We start from the raw sequence: 26,345 nt of genomic DNA on the forward strand, positions 1-26,345 counted from the left end.
TTTTGCGCACTAACCCGACTCTACGTTTGGAAACAAGTCCTAAATCTAATTTTCTATAATCCTGTTTTAGTATTAAACCGGTTTAAAAAAGAATCCACTTGCTTTTTATTTTTTAGGATAAACATACAGCACGGGACCATCATTGACAGCCACCAACATTCCTGGTTTTTTGTCAACCCGTATGGATTGCATATTTCTCACATCTTTTCTAAAATCCAAGCCACTAAACTGTTGTGGTAAAAATTCAAATTTATTCTCTCCCTTGTTAACCAGTGCCACACCATGGCTGGCACTATATTTTCCAAACCTGATCCTGGCAAAACTGTTACCGCCTGCCAACAAAATATCTGGCTTTTTATCTGCATTCAGATCCATTACGGCAGCCGCATAAACTGGACCATATTGCGCCTCCAAGGGAAGGGAAAGTGGCCTGAAACCTGCGGCACCATGGTTTTCCAGAAGCACTGTTTCCATGGCTGTGGCTTTAAGCGTAATGGCATCCTTTATCAATTCAGGAGAAAACAGGGTGTTTGAAGTAGCAGATGCATAGTCTTTATAAGACAAGTACTTTTTCTTGATAATAGGTACCTGGTCAGCCAAATCATCTCGCGAAACAGCAGGATAAGATACGCCATGGATGTAATAGGAAAGCAGGGGGTCGATGGTGCCATTCCCGTCAAAATCCTTGTAGGTGATGGTAACGGGCTCCGCTGGACTGGCCTGGAATTGCGTATTCCTGCCCTGGTTTCCCAATACCAGGTCCAGGTCCCCATCTCCGTCCAAATCGGCGGGCTGTATCAGGTTCCACCAGCCAAAACTATCGTGGGTGATGTATTTTGAGGAAGCATTTTGCAGTACGCCCTTTTTATTGTCAAAAACCATTACCGGCATCCATTCACCCACCAGCACCAGTTCAGGGGATTGGTCCGCATTAAGATCCATCCACGCAGATCCGGTTACCATTCCCACCTTTGCGAGCCCCGGCGCCGCCAGATCCGTAATATCAGTGAACTTTCCTTTCCCATCATTCTGCAGCAAATAACTTCTGGGTGCAACTGGATAGTTTCCGGGCACAATCCTGCCGCCGGCAAAAACATCCAAATCTCCATCCCCATCAAAATCAACCGTGCTAACAGACCCGGTACTGGTAAGCATAGAGGGCAATGCTCCCTCGTCCCGCATGAAATTTCCCCTGCCATCATTGAGGTAAATCCTGTCCTGTAAGGCTACATCGTTTGCCCTAAATTCATAGCCGCCTGAAGCAACGTACAAATCAGGCGATCCGTCGCGGTTAAAATCAGCAAAAACTGCTGCCACATCTTCACTTGCAGCGTCCTGCTTGAATGCACCGCCGGGACTGGATTTAAATGCACCACTGGCATCCTGCATGAAAAGCTGACCGGCCTGTTGTGCCGCCCCTCCCAAATAGAAATCATCCATGCCATCTTTATTTACATCAGCCACCGCTAAGCACGGCCCCAGGCGGCTGTAATAGGATGGCAGCAGCCGCTGTACCGAATAATCATTGAAAGTGTTTTCAATATGCCTGGCAACCGCAAGGGTATCTGTTACCAAAGCAGGCGCTTCAGCATGAGCAGGCAAAGCGTTGCCTGCAGGTGAATAGGCTACTGTCAGGGTTGAATTTACGGCAACGGATGTGGGCCTTTGTACTTCACCGTTAGGCCAGTAAATGACAACCGAATCAATGCGCTGGTGATTTCCCAATCCAAACACCAGTGTCGGATCCACAGAACTCTGGAAACCACGTACCGGGTATTGTTCCTGAAAATATTGTTCACCACCACAGTAAATTTTGATTTTTGAACCTACACCCTGCCTGTTTCCTGAAGGTCCTTTTAACTGCACGCGCAGGTAGGCATTTTTTTGTGAGGTCTCATTGTTATTCCGAAAAATACTGGCTTCCTCATTCGAGTTATTTACAACCAGGTCCAGATCACCATCATTATCGAGGTCCCCATACGCAGCACCCGCCGAAACAGTTGCCCTCGATAAGCCCCAGGCCGATGCCTGGTTGGTAAAGGTGCCGTTCCCATTGTTATGAAAGGCATAGTTGCTGATTTTATTGTCGGGCATATTCCTCAATACCTCCTGCACTGCGACTTTCTGGTTGGACTGTTTCGCCATAACTGCTTTGTTCATGGTGTACTGGATGAAGTCCATATCTGTATAGTCTTTCACATATCCGTTGGATACAAAAAGATCCTTGAATCCGTCGTTATCGAAATCTGCAAACAGGGGCGCCCAGCTCCAGTCCGTGTTGGAAATTCCTGCCAGTTGTCCCACTTCCGAAAAACTACCGTCCCCATTATTTTTCTGCAGCATGTTACGACTGTACTGGTAATAGAATCCCTTTTCAAATAAATATTGAAACTTTTCAAAGTTTTCTGCACCACTATGCATCTTCTGCGTGAAATTATCTTCAGGCAGCATATCCAGGGTTACAATATCCGTTAGTCCGTCATTATTAAAGTCCGCAGCATCGGACCCCATGGAATAGAGGGATACATAGTCAAAATACCTGGATACCGATTCCGTGAAATAGCCATTTGCGTTATTTAGGAAATAATAATCGTGCTCATTAAAATCGTTTGAAAGGTATATATCCGGCCAGAGGTCATTGTTGAAATCAGATATTGCGATACCTAGTCCGAATGAAAATACATTGGACTGAATATTCGCCGCAGCACTAACGTCAGTGAAACGGCCATTGTTGTTCTGGTAAAGCTTGCTGGAAAAGTCCGGATTGGATTTATTTCGCAGGGCCGCATTTTCCAGCGCCCCCGTGGTGAACTGCTGTAATGAATGATTGATAACGAAGCAATCCAGATCACCATCCCTGTCATAATCAAAGAATGATGCCTGGGTAGAATATCCGCTATCATCGAGTCCGTATTCGGCTGCTTTTTCGGTAAAGCTGAGGTCGCCATTATTGATAAACAGCAGGTTTTTCCGCTTTTCCGGCAGCCCGTCAGCACTCCGGCAGATATAAATATCCAACAGGCCATCAGTATTGATGTCAACCATAGACGCGCCAGTACACCAGCCCTGCTTATCCGAAACACCACTTTTGGCCGTTATGTCTTCAAAACGGAAATCGCCTTTATTCAGGTAGAGCCTGTTTTTCACCATATTTCCGGTGAATAGAATATCTGAAAGTCCATCATTATTAATATCGCCTATTGCCACGCCTCCGCCATTATAGAAATAGGTATAATTCAGAACATTGAATTCTTCCGTTTCTTCCAGTATATTCCTGAATGAAATACCTGTGCGGTCCTTTTCCAGCTGACTGAACTGAATGGACCGGTCTTCTTTACACGATGACAGAAGCAGGAAAAACACAATAGTAAAATAGAGGACACGCATAACAATAGATTTCAGTAACAATAAAACTACATAAGGAAAAAACACCGCCGAAGCGGTGTTTTTGATGCTTTAATTTTTATCCCACCACAACTTGGTGCTGGGTTTATCGGGCCCATCCAGCAGCTGTAGGGCAGCTTCAACAGCGGCACCATTTGTCCGCTTTTCCAAATCAATAAATGGAAGACGACGTATCCTGGTACCCACAGGCAGGTCCGGGTTATCACTGTTTACCAGGGGATACTGCTGCAGCACACCCATTCTTCGAAGATCCGCCCAGGCCTCAAATCCATCGGGGAATAAAGCCAGCCATTTTTGCTGGGCAATCTGCCGAATCTGCATAGAGGGATCTGCGCTCCACTTAACCGGGTAGTTGTTTACTGCAGGGGATGCCATTCCATCTTGTGGCGCAACTGGTTTGTTTTCGCTATTGGTATAGGCTGAAATGGCTGCCGCATCATTTATACCCCATTGATTCATGGACACTTCAATACCCTTTTCATATAGCTCTTCTGCCGTTCCTCCCATGTTCCATCCATTCAATGCACCTTCCGCACGCAGGAAATAGGCTTCAGCCGCATGCATAATATTCCTGGGGGTACTCAGGTTATTGTTCCAGTTGGCACCACTTCCTGTTACCCAACGGGTTCCGACATTGGAATTGTTGTCATTAGAATTCAGGGACTCCCCAAGCTGTGCGGGACTCAAACCGTTTCTCAATCCTTCGTATGTGCCAGTAGCGGAAGCCGGTTGAAAATACACACCAATCCGGGGATCTTCATAGCCCTTTAACACAGACTCCATGGTTGCACTCATCCTGAATTCATTCCACCCTGCTATACCTGCCAATCCATTCGCATCATTGCCTGCGGGAGTGGCTACCATATAGGCATCATCGGCAGTGGTGGTCATCACACCATCGGCAACCGCCGACTCGGCCTCAGATTTCGCGCGTGCTGGATCAGCTTTTGAAACCCGTAAGGCTAAACGAAGTTTAAGTGTATTGGCAAACTTCAGCCACTTAGAAACGCTTCCTTTGTAAATAAGATCAAAATTTCCATAAGGAGCTGCAGACTGGTTGGCTTCCAGCACATCAATTGCAGCATTTAATCTTTTAAAGAAATCATCGTAAATCTTATCCTGCGCGTCATAGGGTATAGAATTCAGGGGCTCACCTGCCTTGAAATATGGAATCGGTCCGTAATAATCTGTAATCCTGTGGAAAGACCACACCCACCAGATATTTGCCAGTGCATTTTCCGCAGAACCGGCATCTGTTTCACTCAGCAAAGTACGTAGCTGTGGCACTACTTCGGTATACTGAGGGAGCCAATGACCGGGTAACCAGTCAAATACTATTGTATATCTGTCACTTGCAAAATAAGTAGCGGATGTTGCATAATACTGGGCATACAGGTCCGCGAAAAGGTTTTGTGCTACCTGATAGTCAGCATATTTGTAGGATGCCGCCGACTGAGCCTTTGAAAAGAGAAACGGATATTCAGAAGCCCCCAATGAGGTAAGCTTGGTTTTATCGGTATTTAACTCTTCGAAATTTTTGGTACAGCCAGATAAGTAAACTGTTCCAGCCAGGATAATACCTGCTATTAATTTATTTTTCATAAATACTTTTTTCTGGGTTTTAGAATGATAATTTCAGGTTGAAGCCAATACTTCTGGTAGACGGCATATTGCCATATTCAACACCCTGGAAGTTAGATGCACCCAGGCTCAACTCCGGATCAAAATTCATTTTACGTTCTCCAATACCAGGAATATCCAGGATAGAGCTACCCCTATACAGGAAGAAAATATTCCTTCCCACCAGTGAAAGCTTGGCGCTCTTTACAAACTTGATGGGGAATTTATCAAATTGATATCCGATGCTCAATTCCCTCAATCGCACGTTGGTGGCGTCGTAAGTAAAGAATTCACCCCAGGAATAACGTCCGCCGGATACAGTAGTCCAGAATGTTTCGGCATTAATGGCTGCAGTGTTCTTGGAACCGTCTTCCTGAACAGCATCCAGTACCATATTGCCATCGCGGAAAGCTTCGGTATAATCTGCAGTACCATCGAAGGCAAAATTCGCATCAGTACCGGACGTTACCACGCCGCCAAAACGACCATCAACCAGTGCAGATGCCACCCAGTTGCCATAGCTGAACGTATTGCCAAAACCAAGATTGAATTTGGGGTTGAAATTGCCTACATATTTTGTATCGGCAGTTCTTACCGGCTTGCCCTGGTTGTCAACGAGGTATTTGCCATCCTGCTTTGCCCATCCATACGCATATAGATCACCGTAAGCGCCACCTACTGTAACTGCAACATTGGCTGTTCTGCCGAATGCACCGCCAATAAAGGCTGTATTAATATCGGGACTAAGCTCTATGATCTTGTTGCGGTTTGCAGACATATTCAGAATCATATCCCAGGTGAAATTGCCGGAACGGATCGGCTTACCGGTAATGCTTGCTTCGAAGCCCTGGTTTTCGATATTGCCGGCATTGATATACTGGAATTCAAACCCTGAAGCCGGGGCAAGTCCCAAACGAAGCAGCTGGTTCTTTGAATTCGTCTTGTAATATGTAAAATCCAGTCCCAGTCGGTTATTGAAAAACCTCCATTCAGTTCCAATTTCAAGAGCTGTGGTCAGTTCAGGCTTCAAATTTGTTATGGCCTTAGTTCTATCCTGGCTAATGAAACCACCGGTTCCTCCCTGGCTAAAAGTGTAGGTCTGAGCAAGTAGATAAGCTGGAGCATCATTACCTACTCGAGTATAAGATGCTCTAAGTTTGGCATAGGAAATTGAAGTTGGAAGATTCATCATTTCAGACAAAAGCGCTGTGATCCCAAAGGAAGGATAAAAATAACTGTGTGGCTTTGGAAGTGTTGACGCCCAGTCATTCCTGGCAGTAACATCCAGGTACAGGTAATCCCTGAAGCTCAATTGGGTAGTTCCATAAACAGAATGTAACTCAGTTTCCACATTTGAAGTGACAGTGGACAGATTGGCTGCAAAAGAAAGGTCGTACCTGTTTGGAACCTGCAGGCCATTGGCATTTGTAATGGAGGTATTGAGTTTTCTTTTCAATACGGATGTACCCAGGTTATAGTTGATAGAAAAGTCATCGGATATTTTATTGTTGCCGCTTAACAGCAGATCCATATTCTCTTCGGAAACCCGAATATTACCTACACCCATAGACCCTCCGGCTTTTGCAAACAGCAAGGTATTGTTTGCATACTTCTCCAGAATATTGTCATCGTACCTGTCATAGCTAACTCTTCCCTGAACACTTAACCAACTGGTCAAATCATATTTCATAGAAACAAGCCCATTAATCCGGTTTCTAATTTCATCCCGATGGGTGTTCTTCACTGTCCAGTAAGGATTCATGTAAATAGAGGAGGTAGTCCAGTAATTTTGGGTTTCGATTCCTGATGAATTGATGCTACTATAATTCTTCACATCATCAAGGCTTACGTTCCTGGGCATTTTATAAAGGTTCATCATCACAGAACTTTCTTCACCCAACCTGGGTTTGTTGTAAAGGTTCTGCACCGTATAGGTTGCTTTCGCGTCTGCCGACAGTTTACTGCTGATTTTGGAATTGATGCGAAAGTTGATGGTGTGTCGGTTCAACTGGTTATCTGGTATAATACCATCCACATAATTGTTGGTATAAGAAAAATAGGATTGTACTTTCTCAAATCCCCCGCTCACTGCTAAAGAGTTATTTACATTCGTACCCGTACGGAAGAAGTCTTTGATATTATCGGGTTGGGCATTGAGAGAAGTCTGTTTACCTGTCCAGTCAGTAACCTGCTGACCAGACATTTTTTGTCCCCAGCTTTGCCCGGCATTGGCAGAATAATTACCGCCGTTTCCCTGGGAATACTGGTTCTGAAACTCGGGCAGTATCATTGGCTTATCAAATGCCACACCGGTATTTACGTCCACGCCAAGCTTACCTGATTTACCCTTTTTTGTGGTGATCATAATTACACCATTCGCTGCTCGGCTACCATACAGAGCGGAAGCTGCCGCTCCCTTCAGTACGTTGATAGACTCAATATCATCCGGATTGATATTTGCTGCACCATCACTTCCATTCTGGCCACCAAAATCATTGTTCACCTGGCCACTGGGTGTGGAGTTGTCAATAGCTACCCCATCTACTACAATAAGTGCATTGTTGTTTCCCTGGATAGAACGGTTTCCGCGCAATACAATGCGTGTAGCACCACCAGGTCCGGAGGCAGACTGGTTCACCACCAGGCCGGCAACTTTACCAGACAGGGTGTTTGCAAAGTTCGCATCACGCACTTCATTGATACTCTCCCCACTGATTTTCTGAGTGGCATAGGTTAAAGATTTTGTTTGTCGCTGAATACCCAATGCTGTTACTACTACTTCACCCAGTTCGCCGTCAGTTTTTTGTAAGGAAATAACGGCTTCGGTTTCATTTTCTGCTATCATTACATCCATCGATTGAAAACCTACAGATGTAACAACCAGGGTGACCTTGCCGGCAGGAACGGTCAAAACAAACACACCGGCATTGTCGGTAGAGGTTCCCCCGGTTTGTCCTTTTACAATTACTGTAGCCCCCTGAATGGGCTCTCCGTTTGCGCCCATTACTTTACCCCGGATCACCTTTGTCTGGGCCTGGGTTAGCAATGTTAGCAACATTAAAAGTTGCAAAACAACTAAGCTTCTAAATTTTCGCATGGCAGTTTTTATTTGATTTCTGAATAATTCAACAGACAATTTTTTTTGCCTGAATTATTGTCTGCTGGTCTAATGTAGTTATAACCGTAGTACAAAATATCGGCTGAACGGACTATAACGTTGTAGTAAATTTTCTTTTGTTCAACTCTGTAATGTCTAATCCGAATGGAAGTATTTTATGCTTTCTGCTAAAATTGAAAACAAAAAAAAGAGAATACAGAAAATAAAAAACAAAGGAGAAGATCCTTTTATTACCTGCGTTGACAGACCATTTGCTTTATGATCATTATGACCAAACCGGAAAACTTTTGAACAACAGTGGTAGTACTAAAACATGCAGTCCGGAACATGTTCTCCAACAGACCTTGTATTTCCAATTTTCATATTTGTATCAGGAAGCACAGTTTATATCCTTGAAAAAAAGAACCTTGCAGGGAGCGAGCAGTACTTCCTGATTACATCAAAGAGGACATTGCTCATTCTGCTGATGAGAATTGGCTTGTACTGGTTTCCCTTCCTGCAGCATCAGTCATCAGTATGAGAACTTTCCCTCTTCCCAATGGTTCAGATCCCTTGTGTCTAACTGGAAGCGTTTGCTGATTACGATGTTTCTTGTTCAAAGGGAATCCTGTCGGTTAGGCTGAAATTATTGCTTAGCAGCTGATCACTGATTTTTTATAAAACGTTTTACTGGCAGTGCTTCACCGATTTATCGCTAATTTTTCAGGACAAATATTTTCATGATGAATGATATAACAAGAAGATCATTTATAAAAAACACTGCAATGGGAACCGCTGCTGCGGCCTTCCTGTCATTCCCGGTACAAATGATGGCCAGTGAAAAAGCAAGCCTGGTAAGGGTTGGGTTTATTGGCGTCGGGTCCCGCGGAAGACTTCATATGGAAGAAATGCTAAAGCGGAAGGATGTTGAAATAGTTGCAATTGCTGATCCTGCTTCAACAAGTATTGGGAAAGCCCTGAGCCTGGTTCGCAAATATGGCAAAAAGGAACCAAAGGTTTTTGGCAACGGCAATTATGATTTCAAAAACATGTTGAAGCTTGCTGAACTGGATGCCGTGTTCATTGCATCGCCATGGGAGTGGCACCTGCCGCAAAGCATACTGGCCATGGAATCAGGCAAGGCTGTTGGCCTTGAAGTTGCCGGTGCTATTAAACTGCAGGATTGCTGGGATTTCGTCAACACGTATGAAAAAACAAAATCCCCCATCATGATGCTGGAAAATGTTTGCTACCGCAGGGATGTTATGGCGGTGCTGAACATGGTGCAACAAAAACGATTTGGTGAGCTATTGCATCTACAGGGTGGATACCAGCACGATTTACGTGCCCAGCTTTTTAATACATCGCCGGAATGTTGTAAGGGTGTAGAATTCGGGGAAAAAGGAATCGGATCGTCCAGGTGGCGCACGGAATATTATCAGAAAGTAAATGCTGAAATCTATCCCACGCATCAGTTAGGGCCAATTGCTGTAATGACCGATATCAATCGGGGCAACCGGCTTACCAGCCTGAACAGTATGGCCACCAAAGCAAGAGGCATGAACCGATATGTTGCTAAAAATCTGGAGGGTGGCCCGAATCATCCTAATGCTAAACTCAAATTCAAGTTGGGTGATATTGTAACCACTTCGCTGCAAACAGCCAATGGGGAAACCATCGTTCTTACTCACGACACCAATTCTCCCCGACCGTATAATCTTGGATTTAAAGTACAGGGGACCAATGGTATCTGGCAGGAATTCCAGGAAGGCCAATTCAACCAGGGCATGATCTATTTTGAAGACAGCAGTCCCGCCCATACATGGGAAAACCCCCAGAAGTATCTGGAAGAATATGATCACCCCCTATGGAAAAAATTCGCAAAAGAAGCAGAGGGATCAGGCCATGGAGGAATGGATTTCTTTGTTGACAATGCCTTTATTGAGTGCATCAAGCGCAAGGTAGACTTTCCGCTGGATGTATATGACCTTGCAACATGGAGAAGTATCACACCCTTGAGCGAAAGATCAATTAATGAAGGCGGACAACTGGTGAAAGTCCCGGACTTTACAAGAGGGAAATGGAAAACAAGAAAGTCCTTTGGACAGATTTTTTCGCCTGATGCGACTTTTTAGGCAGTAGTTTTGAATTATAATTGGTAAGTTATGGTATTTCTATACCGTAACTTTTTTTATCGCTGTACAACATTAGCAGTCAGAATATTTTATTACCATGGAGAAAAAGCCAGTAACAATTAAAGAAATTGCAAGGCGACTGAACATTTCAGTTTCAGCCGTATCCAAGGCTTTACATGACGACCCCAGCATCGGCCTCCGAACCAGGATGAGGGTAAAAGCCATGGCGGAAGAGCTCAAATATGAGCCCAACCAGACTGCTATTTTTCTACAAAAAGGTCGCACGAACACCATTGGGGTAATTGTACCCAGCCTGGTAGAATCATTCTTTCCACAAGTCATTAGCGGAATAGAAGAGGTAGCAAACAAACACAATTATGTGGTTTTACTGGGTCAGTCCATGGAAGACCCGGAAAGGGAGCAAATGCTTCTCGAAACCATGAAAAAACACCGGGTAGATGGTATACTTATATCTATCAGCAAAAACACTTTCCAGTACGACCACCTCAGGAAGGTAAAAGAAAGTATTCCACTGGTATTCTTCGATCGTATTCCAGACATGAAAGAGATTCACTATGTTGCCTGCAACCTTGTTTCTGGCACTGTGCAGGCAATGAATTATCTGCTGCAACAAAAGCACCGGGTCATCGGTATGGTCAATGGGCCAGAAAAACTTTTTTCCAGCCGGGAGAGACTGGAAGGATTTCGCCAGGCACTTAGTAAGAGCAGGTTGAAATATGATCCATCGCTGGTGGTAAATTCAGATCTATCCAAAGAAAGTGTTATCCAGGCGGTTAAAGAACTTCTTGCCAATAAACGAAAACCAACAGCACTGATCGCCTTTCATGACAATGCAGCCATTGAAATTATTGAATACCTGAAGTCTATCAGGAAAGACAAATCCATTCCTGTAGTAAGTTTTGCCAACCTGCCCATGAGCTCCCACACTATGTTCAAACCAGCCGCATCAGTAGAACAATATCCATACCTGCAGGGCCAGAAGGCAATGGAAGTCCTGATAGATGTACTCAACAACAAAGAAACCGACCAGGGTGCCAATACTGCGTTTTATAAAATCATCCTGGACTCCAGGCTGGTTCTCCTAAAATAGTAAAACGTTATATTAAATTCTGTGGCGCTTAGTTTGATACATTCACCTCACAAGAATTTATATTAAACTGTTCACTGATGTCAGAATTTGAATTTGATGCCATTGTGGTAGGTTCCGGAATCAGTGGTGGCTGGGCTGCAAAAGAACTCACAGAGCAGGGACTTCGTGTGGTAATGCTGGAAAGAGGAAGAAAATTTGAACACCTGAAAGACTATTCCCATGCGCAAAAGGAATTCTGGCACTGGCCCCATCGCGGAACCCGTACGCGCAAAATGATTGAACAATACCCGGTGTTAAGCAGGGACTACCTGATGGATGAAAACCTGATGGATTACTGGCCATTGGAAGAAGAAAATCCATATACAGAAATCAAGCGTTTTGACTGGTTTCGAAGCTACCAGATGGGCGGGCGATCAATTATGTGGGGAAGGCAGAGCTACAGGCTAAGCAATTTTGATTTTGAAGCCAATGCAAAAGACGGAATAGCCATAGACTGGCCGATACGATATGAAGAAATCGCCCCCTGGTACGACCATGTAGAGAAATTTGCCGGTATTAATGGATCCTACGAACAACTACCACAACTTCCGGATGGCGTATTTCAGCCTCCCATGAAAATGAATTGTGTGGAAACTGACCTCGCCCAAAAGTTAAAAACACATTATCAAGGCAGGAGAGCCATGATAATAGGCAGGTCAGCCAATCTTACCGAAGCGTTACCTGGAAGAAACAAATGCCAGTACCGCGATAAGTGTGCCTTGGGTTGTCCATTTAGCGGCTATTTCAGCACGCAGTCTTCCACCCTTCCCGCGGCCCTGAAAACTGGTAAACTAAGCATCCATACCTGGAGTATTGTAACCAGGATCCTGTACGACAAGGACACACAAAAAGCAACAGGAGTTGAAGTGCTGGATGCAAGGACCAACGCAACCTATGTGTATAAGGCGAAAATCATTTTCCTGAATGCTTCTGCACTGAACAGCACCTGGATCCTTATGAACTCTGCAACGGATATCTGGCCGGAGGGGTTGGGTAGCAGTAGTGGCGAATTGGGTCATAACCTGATGGATCACCATATAGGAGCTGAAGCTTCGGGTGATGTTACCGGGTATGAGGACAAATACTACTACGGAAGACGGCCCAATGGAATCTATATTCCACGCTACAGGAACTTATTTGGCGACAAACGCCCTTACCTGAGGGGATTTGGCTACCAGGGTAGTGCCAGCAGGGAAGGATGGAACAGGGAAGTTGCCGAGTACCTCATTGGGAAAGAGTTAAAAGAGCTGCTATCCGAACCCGGCTCCTGGCGTTTTGGTATTGGTGCTTTTGGTGAAATGCTGCCGTACCATGACAATCGGATTACCCTCGACCGGCAGCGGAAAGATAAATGGGGGCTTCCAACACTCGCAATTGATTGCGAAATCCGAGAAAACGAGCGTATGATGCGCCGCGATATGGTAGGAGATGCCGTTGAAATGCTGGAGTCGATGGGCCTCACCAATATCCGCTCTGCTGATGAGCCTGGTGCACCCGGACGTGCCATACATGAAATGGGAACCGCCAGGATGGGCCGCGATCGCAAAACCTCGGTTCTGAATAAATGGAACCAGGTATGGGACGCAAAAAATGTTTTCGTTACAGATGGTGCCTGTATGACATCATCGGCTTGCCAGAATCCTTCGCTCACCTATATGGCGCTTACTGCAAGGGCAGCCAATTACGCAGTGGAAGAATTAAAAAAAAGGAATCTTTAAGCATCAATTGCCATCATGCCATACGAACACCAAACTTCAATCAAACGTCCTAACCAACTAGTCTACCCAATACTGATCATTGGTGTACTCTTTTTCATTTTCGGATTTGTGACCTGGCTGAATGGCACCCTTATACCCTACCTGAAAATTATTTGTGAGCTGGAAAATGATACCCAGGCTTTTTTAGTGGTCACAGCTTCCTATATGGCCTATTTTTTTCTCGCATTACCGTCTGCCTCCATCCTGAAAAAAATCGGTTATAAAAAAGGCATGTCTGTCGGGTTATTGGTGATGGTAGCCGGCACGCTCACCTTTATCCCGGCGGCAGATCAACGCAGTTTTGGCCTGTTTTTACTCGGCCTGTTTTTACAGGGTGCAGGTATGGCTTTGTTACAAACTGCCTCCAACCCATATATCAGCATCCTTGGCCCAATGGAAAGTGCGGCCAAACGAATCAGCATTATGGGAATCGCCAATAAACTGGCCGGCGTAATAAGCCCCCTGATTCTGGGAAGCCTGTTGCTGGCCAATGTCGGCAATATCCAGGTGCAGCTGAACAATAACAGTAACCCGGAAGCCAGGGAAAAACTCCTGGGAGAGCTGGCATCCAGGATCCATTTTCCATATATCATCATGGCCCTGGTACTGGTCGCCCTGGCCATTATGATTCACAAATCCTCCCTGCCTGAAATACAGGAAGAAGCTCCAGTACAAGAAAAAAAATCAGATGGGCAAAGCATATTTGGATTCCGTCACCTTTGGCTGGGAGTGCTTTGCATCTTCCTGTATGTGGGAGCAGAAGTAATGGCGGGCGATGCCATTGGAATTTATGGAAATTCCATGGGCATGCCCATTGAGGATACCCGCTATTTTACCTCCTTCACCCTGGCAGCCATGCTGGTTGGGTACATCATTGGAATCATCAGTATTCCCAAATACGTTTCCCAGCAACAGGCATTAAAGCTATCGGCAATATCAGGCATTATTTTTACCGCAGCCACCTACTTTACCAACGGATACCTCTCGATTACCATGATAGCATTGCTTGGCCTGTCAAATGCGCTGATGTGGCCAGCCATATTCCCATTGGCAATTTCCGGCCTCGGTTCCAAAACCAAAACAGGATCCGCACTGCTAATCATGGGTATTGCAGGAGGCGCAATCATTCCGCTGCTATTCGGTGAACTGAAAAGTATCCCATCAATAGAATTCAAAGCCGCATTCGCAGTGCTGCTTATTCCCAGCTATTGCTATATCCTTTACTATTCACTGGCTGGGCACAAACCAAGGCAATAAACCAACCAAGACCTTTCGGAAAATGTATATAGACGTAAGCAAAAAAGACAGGCAGGCAGGAAAAAGTTCTCCGCCCAAAAAACCGGATACCATTAGGGATCTGCTGACAGACCAGGCGGGAAAGTTATTCCAGACGCATAAGCTCCCGGCCAGCAGGCAGGAATGGGCGTCCATGAAAAAAACAATATCCGAATGTATTATTGAAAAGGCGGGAATCCAATTTTACCCCGAACTCCCATTCAACCAGGTTATAACGGGACGGTCCAGGAGAATGACTTATTCAATCCAAAACCTGTACTTTCAAACCCTTCCAGGCGTGTACGCTACAGCAAATATGTACATTCCCGATGGGGACGGCCCCTTTCCCGCGGTAATCAATTTCCACGGACATATAATCGATTCAAAGCTGGACCAATCTGTTCAGAACAGGGCACATATGTTGGCCCAAAACGGATTCGTGTGCTTTTGCATGGATGCCTTCGGAACCGGGGAAAGATCTGTACACCCAAAAGGATCAGATTATCATGGCGGCATGGAAGGAGCCAGCCACTTCAATCACGGGCAAAGCCTCCTGGGTATTCAGGCTTCCGAAAATATACGTATTGTTGATCTCCTGCATTCTTTCGACTTCATAGATCGAAACAATATTGGAGCCACCGGAGAAAGCGGGGGTGGCAACCAGGCCATGTGGCTGGCAGCAATCGACGATAGAATTAAGGCGGTAATGCCTGTTGTAAGCGTTGGCACATTTGAAGCGTTCATAATGGCGCACAACTGCGTATGCGAAACGCTCCCCCATGGACTGCAAATTTGCGAAGAAGCCCATGTTTTGGGAATGATTGCGCCCAGGGGTTTATATGTGTGCAATGCCCTGCAGGAAAAGCATAGCGCTTTTGCCACTGCCGAAATGATTCGGACAGTAACAAATACGGGCAAGATTTACCGGCTGGAAAACGCTGCGGAAAACTTTCAGATCCAGATATTCAACAACGAACATGAATATTCCGGCGAAATGCAGCAGTCCATGATCAACTGGTTTATTAACCGGCTGAAAGCGCACCAAAACCAGGTAACCGTTAATTTGAAAAAAGCAACTCTTAGCAAGGAGGAACTGTGCGTTTTCAATTACGAACCAAGAAACAGGAAAATTATTACCCAACCGGAATACCTCCGGATGACCAGTGAAAGACTCTTACACAGGAAAGAATTCAAGTACGGCGCAAATACGGAAAGAGCGGCATTGAAGCAAATACTAGGACTGGCTGAACCTTGGGCGCTGGATGCTAACGGCACCCAACCGGCAGGCGGGAGCCATACCATACACCTGAAAAGCAGGTCCTGTCAATATCCCACTCCCTGCAGCTATTTGACCAGGCCCGACAAGCCCAATAACATTACCATCTGCCTGGACCCCCGGGGAAAGGGCGCCGCTTTCCATGAGCTACCGGCCGCCCACCCATCTGAAAACCTGGTGGCAATTGAGCTTTTGGGAACCGGGGAATTTTCCTCCCCGACAGCCAATTTTTTCGATTCGGAAACTATCCCCTTTCACACCATCTCCAGGTCTTTGCTCTGGATGGGCAGGACGGTAATGGGTGAGTGGGTAAACCAAATACACCTGGCAACACAATTCGCCAGGGAAATGCAGGCAGCAACGTCGGTTCAGCTGGTGGCTTCTCGGGAAGCTGCTGTAGCAGCGATACTTTATGCGGCCATTTTTCAGGGCGTCGATAAACTGTTGCTCTCCGATGCTCCGCTGAGTTACCAGTATGAGGAACAGCATACAAGCAGGGCTTTCAACATGTCTGTTATTTTACCCGGAATAATTCCATGGGGAGACCTGGTGCACGCCATGGCTCTGTCAGATGCCGAAATTCATTGCATAGAGCCAAAAAACATTCATGGTACCCAATTATCAGACCAACAACAGGCAACAATCAGCGAAAGATTCAACCAAATAAAAGCGCACTACCAGACTCGCGCAACCCTTAATTTTCAGTAACTACATAATACAAACACATGCAGGTTCATATTCAAGCAAACGCCACGGAGCTGGGCAAAGAGGCCGGAAGGCAGGCTGCAGCAATCATACAACAAGCCATTCAGGAAAAAGGCCAGGCTAACATCATATTGGCAACCGGGGCCAGCCAGTTTGAAACGCTTCGGTACCTCGTCAATGATAAAGATATCCAATGGTCATCGGTGGTTGCTTTTCATTTGGATGAATATATTGGCATGCCGGATAGCCATCCTGCCAGCTTCCGAAAATATCTCCGGGAACGATTCATCGATCAGGTAACGCCCCTCAAAGAAATATTCCTGATCAATGGTGAAACTAACCAGGAGGCCGAGTGTCAGCGCCTTTCGGACGCCATTGCCCAATACCCAATTGACCTTGCCCTGGTAGGCATTGGGGAAAACGGCCACCTCGCCTTCAATGATCCCCCGGCAGATTTTGATACCAAAAGCCCATACATAATCGTTAACCTGGATGAAGCCTGTCGCAGGCAGCAAATGGGTGAGGGTTGGTTCCAAACATTGGAAGAAGTACCCTCCCAGGCCATCAGCATGTCTGTTCATCAAATTATGCAAGCCAAACATATCATCTGTTCCGTTCCCGACAAACGCAAGGCGGAGGCAGTTCGGAACAGTTTGAAGCAAGCAGTCAGCAATCTTTACCCTTCGAGCATTCTCCAGAACCACCCAAATTGCGATATCTATCTTGACCAGTTTTCCGCATCCCTTCTTTAACCTCACCGTTCAGCCTGTATTTGCATGAAATCTATTATCAGGAATGGGAAAATCATTACCAACGAGGGAATACTGCCGGATGGTTCCGTTGTCATAGAAGACGGCGTTATTTCGCATGTGGGCAATTGGGTCGGCGAGATCCCCGGTTATGACACAATTGATGCAACGGGCTGCTATGTTGCACCCGGGTTTATCGATTTGCACGTACATGGGGGCGGGGGCCATGATTTTATGGATGGCACAGTTGAGGCGTTTGAACAGGTTCTTCACACCCACCTGCTGCATGGAACCACCTCCATGATGCCCACCACGCTAACCAGCACTCCGGCAGCATTAACCCGTGTGTTGGATACCTATGAAAAAATCGCCGGAACAAATGACACGGGGGTAGGCTTGCTCGGCCTGCACATTGAAGGCCCTTATTTCGCCATGAATCATCGCGGCGCCCAGGACCCAAGGTTTATAAGAGCCCCGGACCCGGATGAATATATTTCCCTCCTTAACCGGTATACCTGCATCAGCAGATGGAGTGTGGCCCCTGAGCTGGAAGGCGCACTCAATATGGGATTGTATTTACGGGAAAAGTGCATCATTGCTTCCATCGCGCACACTGATGCCGTGTATGAGGACATCAGGCTGGCAGTGCAACACGGATTTACCCTGGTTACCCATCTGTATTCCGGCATGAATGGAGTGATCCGCCGTGGTGCATACCGCTTCGCCGGAACCGTGGAATCGGCCTTCCTGATGGATTGCCTGGATGTGGAAATCATTGCCGATGGAAAACATCTCCCGGTACCGCTACTGCAGCTAATTTATAAAATCAAAGGTCCTGACAGAATTGCCCTGGTCACCGATGCCATGAGGGCTGCAGGTACCACCCATACGGAAAGCATACTTGGGAACCTGGAAAACGGATTGCCTGTAATCATTGAAGAGCAGGTAGCCATGTTGCCAGATAAAACCTCCTTTGCCGGCAGCATTGCCACTGCCGACCGGCTGGTCCGGGTCATGTGGAAAGAGGCAGGAATACCATTATCAGATGTCATTAAAATGATGTGCCACACTCCGGCAAAAATTGCAGGCGTATCAAAGCATAAGGGCGAACTGTCAACCGGAATGGATGCCGATATTGTAATTTTTGATGAATCTGTACAGATCCAACAGGTATTCATCGGCGGCACCAGGAAAATATAATACAAGAATACTACCATCATGCAAAACAGGATATTGAAACTGGGTGCCACCGATTCCGTGTTGGTGGCCCTCACCAATCTTCACAAAGGTGAATCCATTACCCATGGCGACAGGTCTATTTCCTTAATGGAAGATATTCCGGCAAAACATAAATTTTTTATCCGCGACATGGCCGTGGGTGATGCTGTGATCATGTATGGCCTGCTGGTCCGTAAAATGACGGCGCCTGCCGCATCAGGCTCAAGGGTACATACCGGCAATGTACATCATGCCACAGAACCATACGACTACCATGGATACCGTTCCGTTTGGGAACCCCCTGATATCTCCAGATTTAAAGACCTGCGCTTCTCAGGCTATCACCGGTCTGATGGCCGGGTGGGTACAGCCAACTATTGGATTTTTATTCCTACGGTTTTTTGTGAAAACAGGAACCTGGAAGTAATTCGGGAGGTATTGGAGAACGAACTGGGATACGCTTCTACAGAAAAATATAAAGCCTTTACGCGCCACCTGTTGGCGGCATACCAGGAATCCGGCACACTGGAAGATATACAGGATTTCTCCCTGCCACCGGCGCCCGCCAGTAACAACAGTGGCAACCGGCCATTTAAGCATGTGGACGGAATTAAATTTCTGGAGCACCAGGGGGGATGCGGAGGCACCAGACAGGATTCGGAGCTACTGGGTAAACTGCTTGCCGCCTATGCCCATCACCCCAATGTTGGCGGCATTACCATCCTTAGCCTTGGCTGCCAGAATCTCCAGCTAGAGGAATTAATGCAACAAATTACCGGGCCCAATGGCAGTTTTGATAAACCCCTGGTAGTGTTGGAACAACAGCAGGTCGGATCAGAGGAGGAGCTGGTTAAAACTGCTATCCGACAAACTTTTGAAGGCCTCGTGAAAATCAATCGGCTGGAAAGGAAGCCCGCTACCCTGGACAAACTTTGTATTGGCGTGAAATGTGGCGGCAGTGACGGCTTTAGTGGAATATCAGCGAATCGGTGAAAAAAGCAATACAGTGATCCAACTGGATGATATTTATAAAGGATTGTCGGAATCTTATGAAGGGCTGCAGGAGTATAAAAAGGCGATGACTTATCACAAACTGTATGTTGTAAACTATGATAGCACAAATGGTGTGAAGCATAAGCAGAATGCTGCAGCTTTAGAAGTGAAATACCGTACAGCTCAAAAGGAAAAGGAACTCGCCGCACAGCAATTGGAGTTGGTAAAAAGCAGTCAGTATACATATGCCAGTATTAGCGCTGCTATTATGCTGCTTTTGGTATCGGGAATGGGCTTTATTCAGTACCGGAACAAGAAGAAAGAATATGCGAGGGAGATGGCATCGCTACAAAAAGATAAGGAGATTCAGTTGTTACAAGCTGTTATGCAGGGGGAGGAGAAGGAAAGAACAAGGGTTGCCAAAGACCTTCATGATGGTGTAGCGGGTATGCTTGCTGCTTCCAAAATGCATTTCAACAGTATTGGCACTCAGTATGCTGAGCTGGTTCAATTATCAGCATTTAAACAGGGACTGAATTTGCTGGATGAAGCGGCAACAGAAGTACGTAAGACTTCTCATAACCTGATGCCGGAGATTCTTTTGCAATATGGGCTGGATCAGGCTATCCGGAGGTATTGCAGCAATATCAATAATTCCAGGGCTATCAGTATAATCTATGATTCATGGGGAGAGATCAACCGGTATAACGATAGTTTTGAGTTATCGGTTTACCGTATTGTGCAGGAATTGCTCAACAATATTGTGAAGCATTCCAAAGCAACACAGGCCCTGGTGCAGGTAAGTCAGCAAAACGAGGTATTGTCCATCACGATTGAAGATAATGGTGTAGGTATGCAGGAAAATAAAGAAATGGATGGAACAGGCCTTCAAAGTCTGGCCTCAAGGGCAAAAGCCATGAATGGCAAGATTGAGCTGGAAAGTCGCCCGGGTCATGGGGTATGTGCCTACCTGGAATTTGATATCAGTGAAATGGAAAAAACAGCAAGCCATGCAACCAATTAAACTGGGCACAACCGATGACCATGAGGTAGTGATTAATGGTTTGAAGGCAATGCTTTCAAGTGATGATGGTGTAAGTATTATCCTGACTGCAAATAATGGTGCGCAATTACTGCAGCAATTGGAGGCGCAGCAGCCGGATGTATTGCTTATGGATATCCAGATGCAGGGGATGGATGGAATCGAATTAACAAAGCAGGTGCATAAGCTTTATCCATCTGTCAGGATAATTGCTTTCAGCAGTTTTGATGATACCCATTATATCCGGCAGATCCTGCGTAATGGTGCAGTAGGATACTTGTTGAAAAATGCTGATCAGTCAACCATCCTGCAGGCTATTAAGGTAGTAATGGAAGGAGAGGAATATATAGATGAATCACTCAAAAGGAACCTGTTGCAGGAAAGCATTTTTGGTAAGCGTCGTTCCATTTATGAGGTGCCGTTGACCAACAGGGAGAAGGAGATCCTTAAACTCATAGCGGAGGAGCACACGAACCAGCAAATAGCTGAAAAACTTTATATCAGTTTGCGCACAGTGGAAACTCACCGGCTGAACCTCACCCAAAAGCTTGGGGTTAAAACCCCTGCCGGGTTAGTAAAGGAAGCGATTAAACGAGGCTTGATTGCTTAGTTGTTAAACACAACAAGAATGTTTAAAAAGGAAGACTGGACCAGTAGGTATATCCTCCTTTAAGTTTGTAAAGAATAATGAATATGGAAGTGATCGTACCAAAAACTACCATGTTTTTACCATGCTGAACACTTTGAAAATCATAGATGTGAACAATCTCTCCGCTTTGCAAGGTCTTTTTTGCCTGGGAAATGGCAAGTCCGACAAAGACACCAAAGATGCTCAGGAAGCAAAGCATATAACCGGCAAGAATCCATTTAAAAGCAATTTTCTCGGGTTGGAAAGCCTTCTTGAAATTGGGTGTTGGGATGGTCGCTTCCGGATTTTTTTGTAGCAAAAACAATCGGGCTATTTCAAGGTCATATGCATTCCATTCATTGGGTTCAGCAAGAACTGCTGACAATTCATTTGCAGAATAAGATGAAAAGTAGTGTTCAAAATCCGGATGTACGAAATCCTGATTGGCCTGTTTTACAAATAGTTCATTGACTTTGGGAAAATCCTGCTGCTGAATTTTCACCTCAATTACAGGATCAGGGGTTTCACCTATAAAAATGCTTCCTACCTGGCTGGTATCTTTTTCAATTTTATACGGTATTTGAAGGTCTGTCAGAATATCGGTTAACATGCTGGCATCTTCCTGCGTCAGAAATCTGGAATAGGTTGCGAAATTTTTCATAGAAAGGAAATTATTGTCTCCCTGGTTCAGTTCCAGTGAAATTGATGCGTTTGAACATGACATCCGGACTGTTTTCGTCTTTGTGCAAGCGCAGAAAACGTTCACTTACTTCCAGAATCTGGATGGCATCACCTTCAATTAAAAGCATATTATCAACAACCTTGTAATCGGTTATTGAATTATTTTCTTTAACACCTCCGGGTTGATCAGATTCATATTGACCCATTGGTGAAAACCGGATGGTCAATCCCTTATTTGACTTGTTAAAAGTCTTCAAATCATCTTTTCGTGCTGCTGAAAGGTTCTCTTTGGAATAAAACTGATAAAACTCCCATTTCCCAATAATCATTTTTGCATAATCAGGAGTACCACAGGAACTGATTGCTGCAAGTATAAAAATGGAAATACAGACTCGAATTGAATTTTTCATTGTAGCCAAGATATTTATTAGATTTAGAAACTGCAATAGGGGCTAAAAGAAAAATCCATGCAAAATCTTAAAGTAGCAACTGCTCAATTTGAAAATCGGTCGGTTGATAAGTCGTATAACTTATCGGTAATGGATTCGCTGGCAGCTAAGGCTGCGGCAGATGGCGCGCAGGTAATTGCTTTCCATGAGTGTTCGGTGACGGGATATAGTTTTGCCAGGAAATTATCGCGGGAGGAATTGCTGGCGCAGGCAGAATTAATTCCAGAAGGGGAAAGCATTTCGCAACTCAGGCAAATAAGCGCCCGCCACAATATTGTGGTGCTGGCAGGATTGTTTGAAAAGGATCGGGAGGATAAAATTTATAAAGCCTATGTATGTGTGGATAGAAATGGTCTGATAGCTAAATTCAGAAAGCTGCATCCATTTATAAATCCTCATATTCTGCCTGGTACTGAATATTGCGTCTTTGAACTATTTGGCTGGAAGTGTGGCATTCTGATTTGTTATGACAACAATATTATTGAAAATGTACGAGCAACCAAATTGCTGGGGGCGGATATTATTTTTATGCCACATGTAACGATGTGTACGCCGTCTACACGTCCGGGTGCCGGATTTGTTGATCCTGCCTTATGGGAAAACAGGGAAGCGGATCCAACTTCACTGCGACTAGAATTTGATGGCATGAAGGGAAGGGCCTGGTTAATGAAATGGTTGCCGGCAAGGGCTTATGACAATGCTATTTATGCCATCTTCTCCAACCCGATTGGCATGGATGATGACCAGCTGAAGAATGGTTGTTCCATGATTTTGGATCCTTATGGTGATATTATTGCGGAGTGCAGAAGTTTTGAGGACAGTTATGTGATCGCAACCCTGACTCCTGAGAAGTTAACCCTGGCAGGAGGGCATCGGTATCTGAAAGCCAGACGGCCAGAGTTGTACAGAGACCTGATAGGGAAAGAACATCAATCTAAGCAGAAAATAGTTTGGCTGGAAAAGAAATAGAGCTTGCTTAATAATATTCATACGTATAACGGGTAACAAAGCTTTCTTTTTCGGATGATTTGTTCACGATATGGGATAGTGTTCCGTCTTTGTTGTAATAATATTCTTCAATGTAGCTATCCGGCACGGAAAGTGTTGTTTTATAATAGTAGAATTCATAATTAGTACATTGTCCAGCGACATTATACAACCAATAATATTCATAATTGGCATTCTTCATTGTTATAAATGTTCCGTTTCCATGTTTTTTTCGAATATACCGGATGCTGCCATGGTGATCATTCACAATACTATCCAGCAGGCCATCTGCATGGTAGTAATAGTGACTATTTTCTAAAACACGCCCTGTCTGATCGACTCTCTCATGTGAGATCATATTTCCCTGTGCATCGAAGGATTCGGTAGTGAGTATATAATTTGCTGTATCTACCATTGAAATGGAATGCAGTTTATCCTCTTTCCAAACTGATTTCTGTTCGGGATACTTATTGCCTTTGGTATCAAAATAGGTTGCTTTTGCCACCTGACCAGTAGGGTGATACTCGAATAGACTTGTTATGCAGAGGTCGGATTCCACTTGTGGTGTTTTTGGCAGGCAGGAAATAATACTTCGAATGTCACCTTTACTGTCTACGGATATAATTTTTATATAAGTTGTCTTACTTGCCGTTGGCGGGTCTTTAATAGCTGTAATCTTTTTGATTCTTGCTGCCCGTCTGATAGCCTTTGTATTTAGCATTGTATCTGAAAGATCACCTACTGAAGCACTTTGGGGATAACCATGCGATTGTATTTGAGCACTAGATTCCGGAATGTAACCAGTTAATAACAAAATCGCCAGATAGAACACTTTCAGCTTTTGAATCATAGATAAATATTTCACTTTATCAGTTTTCTATTCTTATCATACAAGCCTACCAGCAAACTATTCCCTTTAGTATCTATCCGCAGTCCTCCATACCTGGCGGAATCATAATTGGCAGCTTTGCCTTCCTGGAAAAAATATGACTCAGCACCAATGTTGATATTCCAGGGCTCGGGAGCTGTATAGCGTATCAATTGTTCCCCTGGTTGAATGGGTTTACCATCGCTTTGTATTCTAACCGGTGATGCAACACCGGCCTGATCCAGCTTTACTACAAGGAAGCCACGTTTGGGTACGCTATCCTCACTGAAATCGCGGGCGATTTTATAATTCAGCTGCATGTAATCGCCCTGCATAAGGGATCGGGGATCTACTGGTGCCAGTTCCAGCAATACCAGTTGGCCAGTTGTCAACAGCTTTTCTTTTTCCATGATGGAATAGAGAAAATAACCCAGCACTAAAAGCAGGTTGATCAATATAAGCCAGTTAAATTTTTTCATCCAGTCGTAATTTTTTTGATAGGATAAAATAGAGTACCAGGAATATGATTCCGGAAACCAGTAGGAGAATTGACTTCGTTAACAACGTAAAGGTCAAATCATAGTAATACTGCGATATAAAATAGATGCTACTGATTATGGCAAGTATGAAACCGGTTTTATATCCAAACTGGAAAGCTAATAACAGAAGAAAAATGGCTCCCGCTATCGAAGGTGCAAACAAGGTAGGAAGCAGGAACAGCAATGCTGCAATCTGTAGCTTTAAAGACCAGCCACTTGCTGGTTCGAAATATTGTTTGCTGATTGAATGAACCAGGTATAAAACAATAAGTATGATGCCTGCAGAAGCAATCCAGAAATGCGCCGGCGATATAGGTATTGTATATCGGATACCAGGCAGTATCAATGCACTTAAAAATGCCACGGTTATGGCTGTTCGGATGGCAGGATATTTTTTAAATCCATCCTGTTTGCTGTAAATATAATAGCAGCCTGCAGCTAAAATGGGAATGTAAGCAAGTATAATTTCGTGCAAGTCGTTGATCAGGATGATGGATACAATGCTTGCATGAACCGACAATAAAGCAACCAATGCCAACACTAAATTTTGGGTAATAAAGAAGCAGATAGCCCCTATCAATATATAGATCAGGCAGATTACTGTATTGGATGCTCCAAATTCACTCAGTCCCAGTCCGGTCATGAAACCACCTATCAGGAAAAGCGAAATGCTCATCGTATCCAACAGCACATTGTTGTATTGTTTATCCAACCAGATGGCAATCGCAATAAATAGCAATCCGCCTGCTACCTGTGCAACGGGGGATTCAAACAGTCCGACGATTAATAGAAATCCTACGAAACTGGAGCTGGCAAGTATCCCCCCAATAATGGAAATTATTTTTATGGGAAGTGAAACCTGTACCGGTGGTTTAGTTTCCATGTTGCTCATGTGCCCATTTTTTTTGAAGGTCCAGCAGATACTTGATCGTTACCGTAGCACTGCCTATAATAAAAAAGCTTGCCAGCAGGAAACCGCCTGAGTCATCTGAAATTCGGAGAATCCAGGTAGTAATCAGGATGATCAGGCTTAGCGGGATAATCGACAGATAAAAAAGCGAATGTTGTTTGAATCCATACCAGATACCTGTTGCATAAGCAAGTGCTGCCAGCAGGACAAGCAACCAGAAATCGAACTCCTTATTTCCGAATATTCCTATGATGATTCCCAGCGTGGAAAAACTGATGGCAGCCAGTGCTACCAGGTTGGTGAACCAGGTGGGAATTGTCTTTCCTGCTTTCAACAGGACTTTGCTCACGATCAGTGCTACCAGGTTTACGAGGAAGAGAATAGTGAAAACCAGTTTATCTGACCAATGATTGGCTACCTGATCGGCATATAGTAAAATCGTCGTGTTGATCAGTAATAGATACAGGACCCATAAGGGAGGAAAATTTGCCGCCAGCACCCAAATCGAGATGAAAACTGTCCAGGCAAGGAAAAAATCGTAGGCATTTGCACCGGTTTGATAGATCTGCCCGTACACAGCAAACAATACCGCCACCAATGCCGCTGAAGCGGTTAACAGAATGTTTCGGATCAGCGGATCAAATTGCGGCCTTAGGGAAAGAAGCGTGGTTGCAATAAGGAGTCCGCCTGTAATCGAAAGCTTTGCCAATTTTGGAAGGGCATCCCAATTGTAGGCAAAAAAGAAAATGATTCCAGCTACTGTAAACCCAATACCCAGGGTCAGCAGCAGGATCCGGACAAAACGGTACCAATCCTGCTGGCTGGGTGGATGATTCATATTGGTTAAGGTTTTAGGGTGGG

The 26,345-nt window shown here is 45.0% G+C and carries 20 protein-coding genes; 11 read left to right on the forward strand and 9 right to left on the reverse strand.

Going from position 1 to position 26,345, the window contains the following annotated elements; all coding sequences use genetic code 11:
* Nucleotides 1-105 precede the first annotated feature (105 nt).
* The 3 genes from L0U88_RS13445 to L0U88_RS13455 form a co-directional block, all read right to left on the reverse strand.
* A complete protein-coding gene (locus L0U88_RS13445) occupies nt 106-3,387 on the reverse strand; it encodes a VCBS repeat-containing protein (RefSeq protein WP_234866586.1) in 3,282 nt (1,093 codons plus the stop codon).
* 69 nt (nt 3,388-3,456) lie between these two features.
* Nucleotides 3,457-5,007, reverse strand: a complete 1,551-nt coding sequence (locus tag L0U88_RS13450) for a SusD/RagB family nutrient-binding outer membrane lipoprotein (RefSeq protein ID WP_234866587.1) — start codon at nt 5,005-5,007, stop codon at nt 3,457-3,459.
* Nucleotides 5,008-5,026: 19 nt separating this feature from the next.
* The gene (locus L0U88_RS13455; RefSeq protein WP_234866588.1) at nt 5,027-8,122 is read right to left on the reverse strand and encodes a SusC/RagA family TonB-linked outer membrane protein; all 3,096 of its coding nucleotides are present in this window, start codon (nt 8,120-8,122) and stop codon (nt 5,027-5,029) included.
* Between the two features lie 743 nt (nt 8,123-8,865).
* Between L0U88_RS13455 and L0U88_RS13460 the strand changes: the two genes are divergently transcribed.
* From L0U88_RS13460 to L0U88_RS13505, 10 genes are all read left to right on the forward strand, one after another.
* Nucleotides 8,866-10,257: a Gfo/Idh/MocA family protein gene (locus tag L0U88_RS13460; protein ID WP_234866932.1), complete on the forward strand. Its 1,392-nt coding sequence runs from the start codon at nt 8,866-8,868 to the stop codon at nt 10,255-10,257.
* A 97-nt stretch (nt 10,258-10,354) separates the two neighbouring features.
* Entirely contained in the window at nt 10,355-11,368 is a 1,014-nt protein-coding gene (locus tag L0U88_RS13465) for a LacI family DNA-binding transcriptional regulator (protein ID WP_234866589.1), read from the forward strand.
* Nucleotides 11,369-11,445: 77 nt separating this feature from the next.
* Nucleotides 11,446-13,125, forward strand: a complete 1,680-nt coding sequence (locus L0U88_RS13470) for a GMC oxidoreductase (protein WP_234866590.1) — start codon at nt 11,446-11,448, stop codon at nt 13,123-13,125.
* Nucleotides 13,126-13,140: 15 nt separating this feature from the next.
* Complete coding sequence (locus L0U88_RS13475; RefSeq protein ID WP_234866591.1) at nt 13,141-14,421, forward strand: sugar MFS transporter; 1,281 nt, start codon at nt 13,141-13,143, stop codon at nt 14,419-14,421.
* A gap of 22 nt (nt 14,422-14,443) precedes the next feature.
* The gene (locus tag L0U88_RS13480; protein ID WP_234866592.1) at nt 14,444-16,423 is read left to right on the forward strand and encodes an alpha/beta hydrolase family protein; all 1,980 of its coding nucleotides are present in this window, start codon (nt 14,444-14,446) and stop codon (nt 16,421-16,423) included.
* 17 nt (nt 16,424-16,440) lie between these two features.
* The gene (locus L0U88_RS13485; RefSeq protein ID WP_234866593.1) at nt 16,441-17,172 is read left to right on the forward strand and encodes a glucosamine-6-phosphate deaminase; all 732 of its coding nucleotides are present in this window, start codon (nt 16,441-16,443) and stop codon (nt 17,170-17,172) included.
* A 24-nt stretch (nt 17,173-17,196) separates the two neighbouring features.
* Nucleotides 17,197-18,369, forward strand: a complete 1,173-nt coding sequence (gene nagA / locus L0U88_RS13490; RefSeq protein WP_234866594.1) for an N-acetylglucosamine-6-phosphate deacetylase — start codon at nt 17,197-17,199, stop codon at nt 18,367-18,369.
* Nucleotides 18,370-18,387: 18 nt separating this feature from the next.
* A complete protein-coding gene (locus tag L0U88_RS13495; protein WP_234866595.1) occupies nt 18,388-19,380 on the forward strand; it encodes a UxaA family hydrolase in 993 nt (330 codons plus the stop codon).
* On the forward strand, nt 19,346-20,404 hold the full coding sequence (locus L0U88_RS21090; protein WP_234866596.1) for a sensor histidine kinase: 1,059 nt from the start codon (nt 19,346-19,348) through the stop codon (nt 20,402-20,404). Before L0U88_RS13495 ends, L0U88_RS21090 begins: the two co-directional genes overlap by 35 nt.
* Entirely contained in the window at nt 20,391-21,032 is a 642-nt protein-coding gene (locus tag L0U88_RS13505) for a response regulator (protein ID WP_234866597.1), read from the forward strand. The genes L0U88_RS21090 and L0U88_RS13505 overlap by 14 nt, the downstream gene beginning before the upstream one ends.
* Nucleotides 21,033-21,054: 22 nt before the next feature.
* On the opposite strand, the gene L0U88_RS13510 is transcribed toward L0U88_RS13505, so the two are convergent.
* Together L0U88_RS13510 and L0U88_RS13515 are read right to left on the reverse strand one after the other, a co-directional pair.
* Nucleotides 21,055-21,711 (reverse strand): hypothetical protein, encoded by a 657-nt coding sequence (locus L0U88_RS13510; RefSeq protein ID WP_234866598.1) that lies wholly within the window; start codon nt 21,709-21,711, stop codon nt 21,055-21,057.
* Between the two features lie 10 nt (nt 21,712-21,721).
* Nucleotides 21,722-22,141, reverse strand: a complete 420-nt coding sequence (locus tag L0U88_RS13515; protein ID WP_234866599.1) for a hypothetical protein — start codon at nt 22,139-22,141, stop codon at nt 21,722-21,724.
* A gap of 57 nt (nt 22,142-22,198) precedes the next feature.
* Here L0U88_RS13515 and L0U88_RS13520 point away from each other — a divergent pair, with 57 nt between their 5' ends.
* Entirely contained in the window at nt 22,199-23,149 is a 951-nt protein-coding gene (locus L0U88_RS13520) for a nitrilase family protein (protein ID WP_234866600.1), read from the forward strand.
* 7 nt (nt 23,150-23,156) lie between these two features.
* Here the strand turns inward: L0U88_RS13520 and L0U88_RS13525 are convergent, their stop codons facing one another.
* The 4 genes from L0U88_RS13525 to L0U88_RS13540 are packed head-to-tail and all read right to left on the reverse strand — an operon-like array spanning nt 23,157 to nt 26,322.
* Nucleotides 23,157-24,017, reverse strand: coding sequence for a hypothetical protein (locus L0U88_RS13525; RefSeq protein ID WP_234866601.1), 861 nt, complete (start codon nt 24,015-24,017; stop codon nt 23,157-23,159).
* Nucleotides 24,018-24,028: 11 nt separating this feature from the next.
* The gene (locus L0U88_RS13530) at nt 24,029-24,514 is read right to left on the reverse strand and encodes a GDYXXLXY domain-containing protein (RefSeq protein WP_234866602.1); all 486 of its coding nucleotides are present in this window, start codon (nt 24,512-24,514) and stop codon (nt 24,029-24,031) included.
* Complete coding sequence (locus L0U88_RS13535) at nt 24,501-25,466, reverse strand: DUF4401 domain-containing protein (RefSeq protein ID WP_234866603.1); 966 nt, start codon at nt 25,464-25,466, stop codon at nt 24,501-24,503. The genes L0U88_RS13530 and L0U88_RS13535 overlap by 14 nt, the downstream gene beginning before the upstream one ends.
* Nucleotides 25,447-26,322, reverse strand: a complete 876-nt coding sequence (locus L0U88_RS13540; protein ID WP_234866604.1) for a DUF2157 domain-containing protein — start codon at nt 26,320-26,322, stop codon at nt 25,447-25,449. Before L0U88_RS13540 ends, L0U88_RS13535 begins: the two co-directional genes overlap by 20 nt.
* Nucleotides 26,323-26,345: the final 23 nt, after the last annotated feature.

The organism is Flavihumibacter fluminis (genome assembly GCF_021491375.1).
Lineage (GTDB): Bacteria > Bacteroidota > Bacteroidia > Chitinophagales > Chitinophagaceae > Flavihumibacter > Flavihumibacter fluminis.

Coding starts and splice junctions, on each gene's coding strand:
- L0U88_RS13520 (WP_234866600.1), top strand. CDS start 22,199: ATGCAAAATCTTAAAGTAGCAACTGCTCAATTTGAAAATCGGTCGGTT.
- nagA (WP_234866594.1), top strand. CDS start 17,197: ATGAAATCTATTATCAGGAATGGGAAAATCATTACCAACGAGGGAATA.
- L0U88_RS13505 (WP_234866597.1), top strand. CDS start 20,391: ATGCAACCAATTAAACTGGGCACAACCGATGACCATGAGGTAGTGATT.
- L0U88_RS13480 (WP_234866592.1), top strand. CDS start 14,444: ATGTATATAGACGTAAGCAAAAAAGACAGGCAGGCAGGAAAAAGTTCT.
- L0U88_RS13465 (WP_234866589.1), top strand. CDS start 10,355: ATGGAGAAAAAGCCAGTAACAATTAAAGAAATTGCAAGGCGACTGAAC.
- L0U88_RS13450 (WP_234866587.1), bottom strand. CDS start 5,007: ATGAAAAATAAATTAATAGCAGGTATTATCCTGGCTGGAACAGTTTAC.
- L0U88_RS13535 (WP_234866603.1), bottom strand. CDS start 25,466: ATGAGCAACATGGAAACTAAACCACCGGTACAGGTTTCACTTCCCATA.
- L0U88_RS13525 (WP_234866601.1), bottom strand. CDS start 24,017: ATGATTCAAAAGCTGAAAGTGTTCTATCTGGCGATTTTGTTATTAACT.
- L0U88_RS13510 (WP_234866598.1), bottom strand. CDS start 21,711: ATGAAAAATTTCGCAACCTATTCCAGATTTCTGACGCAGGAAGATGCC.
- L0U88_RS13455 (WP_234866588.1), bottom strand. CDS start 8,122: ATGCGAAAATTTAGAAGCTTAGTTGTTTTGCAACTTTTAATGTTGCTA.
- L0U88_RS13445 (WP_234866586.1), bottom strand. CDS start 3,387: ATGCGTGTCCTCTATTTTACTATTGTGTTTTTCCTGCTTCTGTCATCG.
- L0U88_RS13530 (WP_234866602.1), bottom strand. CDS start 24,514: ATGAAAAAATTTAACTGGCTTATATTGATCAACCTGCTTTTAGTGCTG.
- L0U88_RS13495 (WP_234866595.1), top strand. CDS start 18,388: ATGCAAAACAGGATATTGAAACTGGGTGCCACCGATTCCGTGTTGGTG.
- L0U88_RS13475 (WP_234866591.1), top strand. CDS start 13,141: ATGCCATACGAACACCAAACTTCAATCAAACGTCCTAACCAACTAGTC.
- L0U88_RS13460 (WP_234866932.1), top strand. CDS start 8,866: ATGAATGATATAACAAGAAGATCATTTATAAAAAACACTGCAATGGGA.
- L0U88_RS13485 (WP_234866593.1), top strand. CDS start 16,441: ATGCAGGTTCATATTCAAGCAAACGCCACGGAGCTGGGCAAAGAGGCC.
- L0U88_RS13540 (WP_234866604.1), bottom strand. CDS start 26,322: ATGAATCATCCACCCAGCCAGCAGGATTGGTACCGTTTTGTCCGGATC.
- L0U88_RS13515 (WP_234866599.1), bottom strand. CDS start 22,141: ATGAAAAATTCAATTCGAGTCTGTATTTCCATTTTTATACTTGCAGCA.
- L0U88_RS13470 (WP_234866590.1), top strand. CDS start 11,446: ATGTCAGAATTTGAATTTGATGCCATTGTGGTAGGTTCCGGAATCAGT.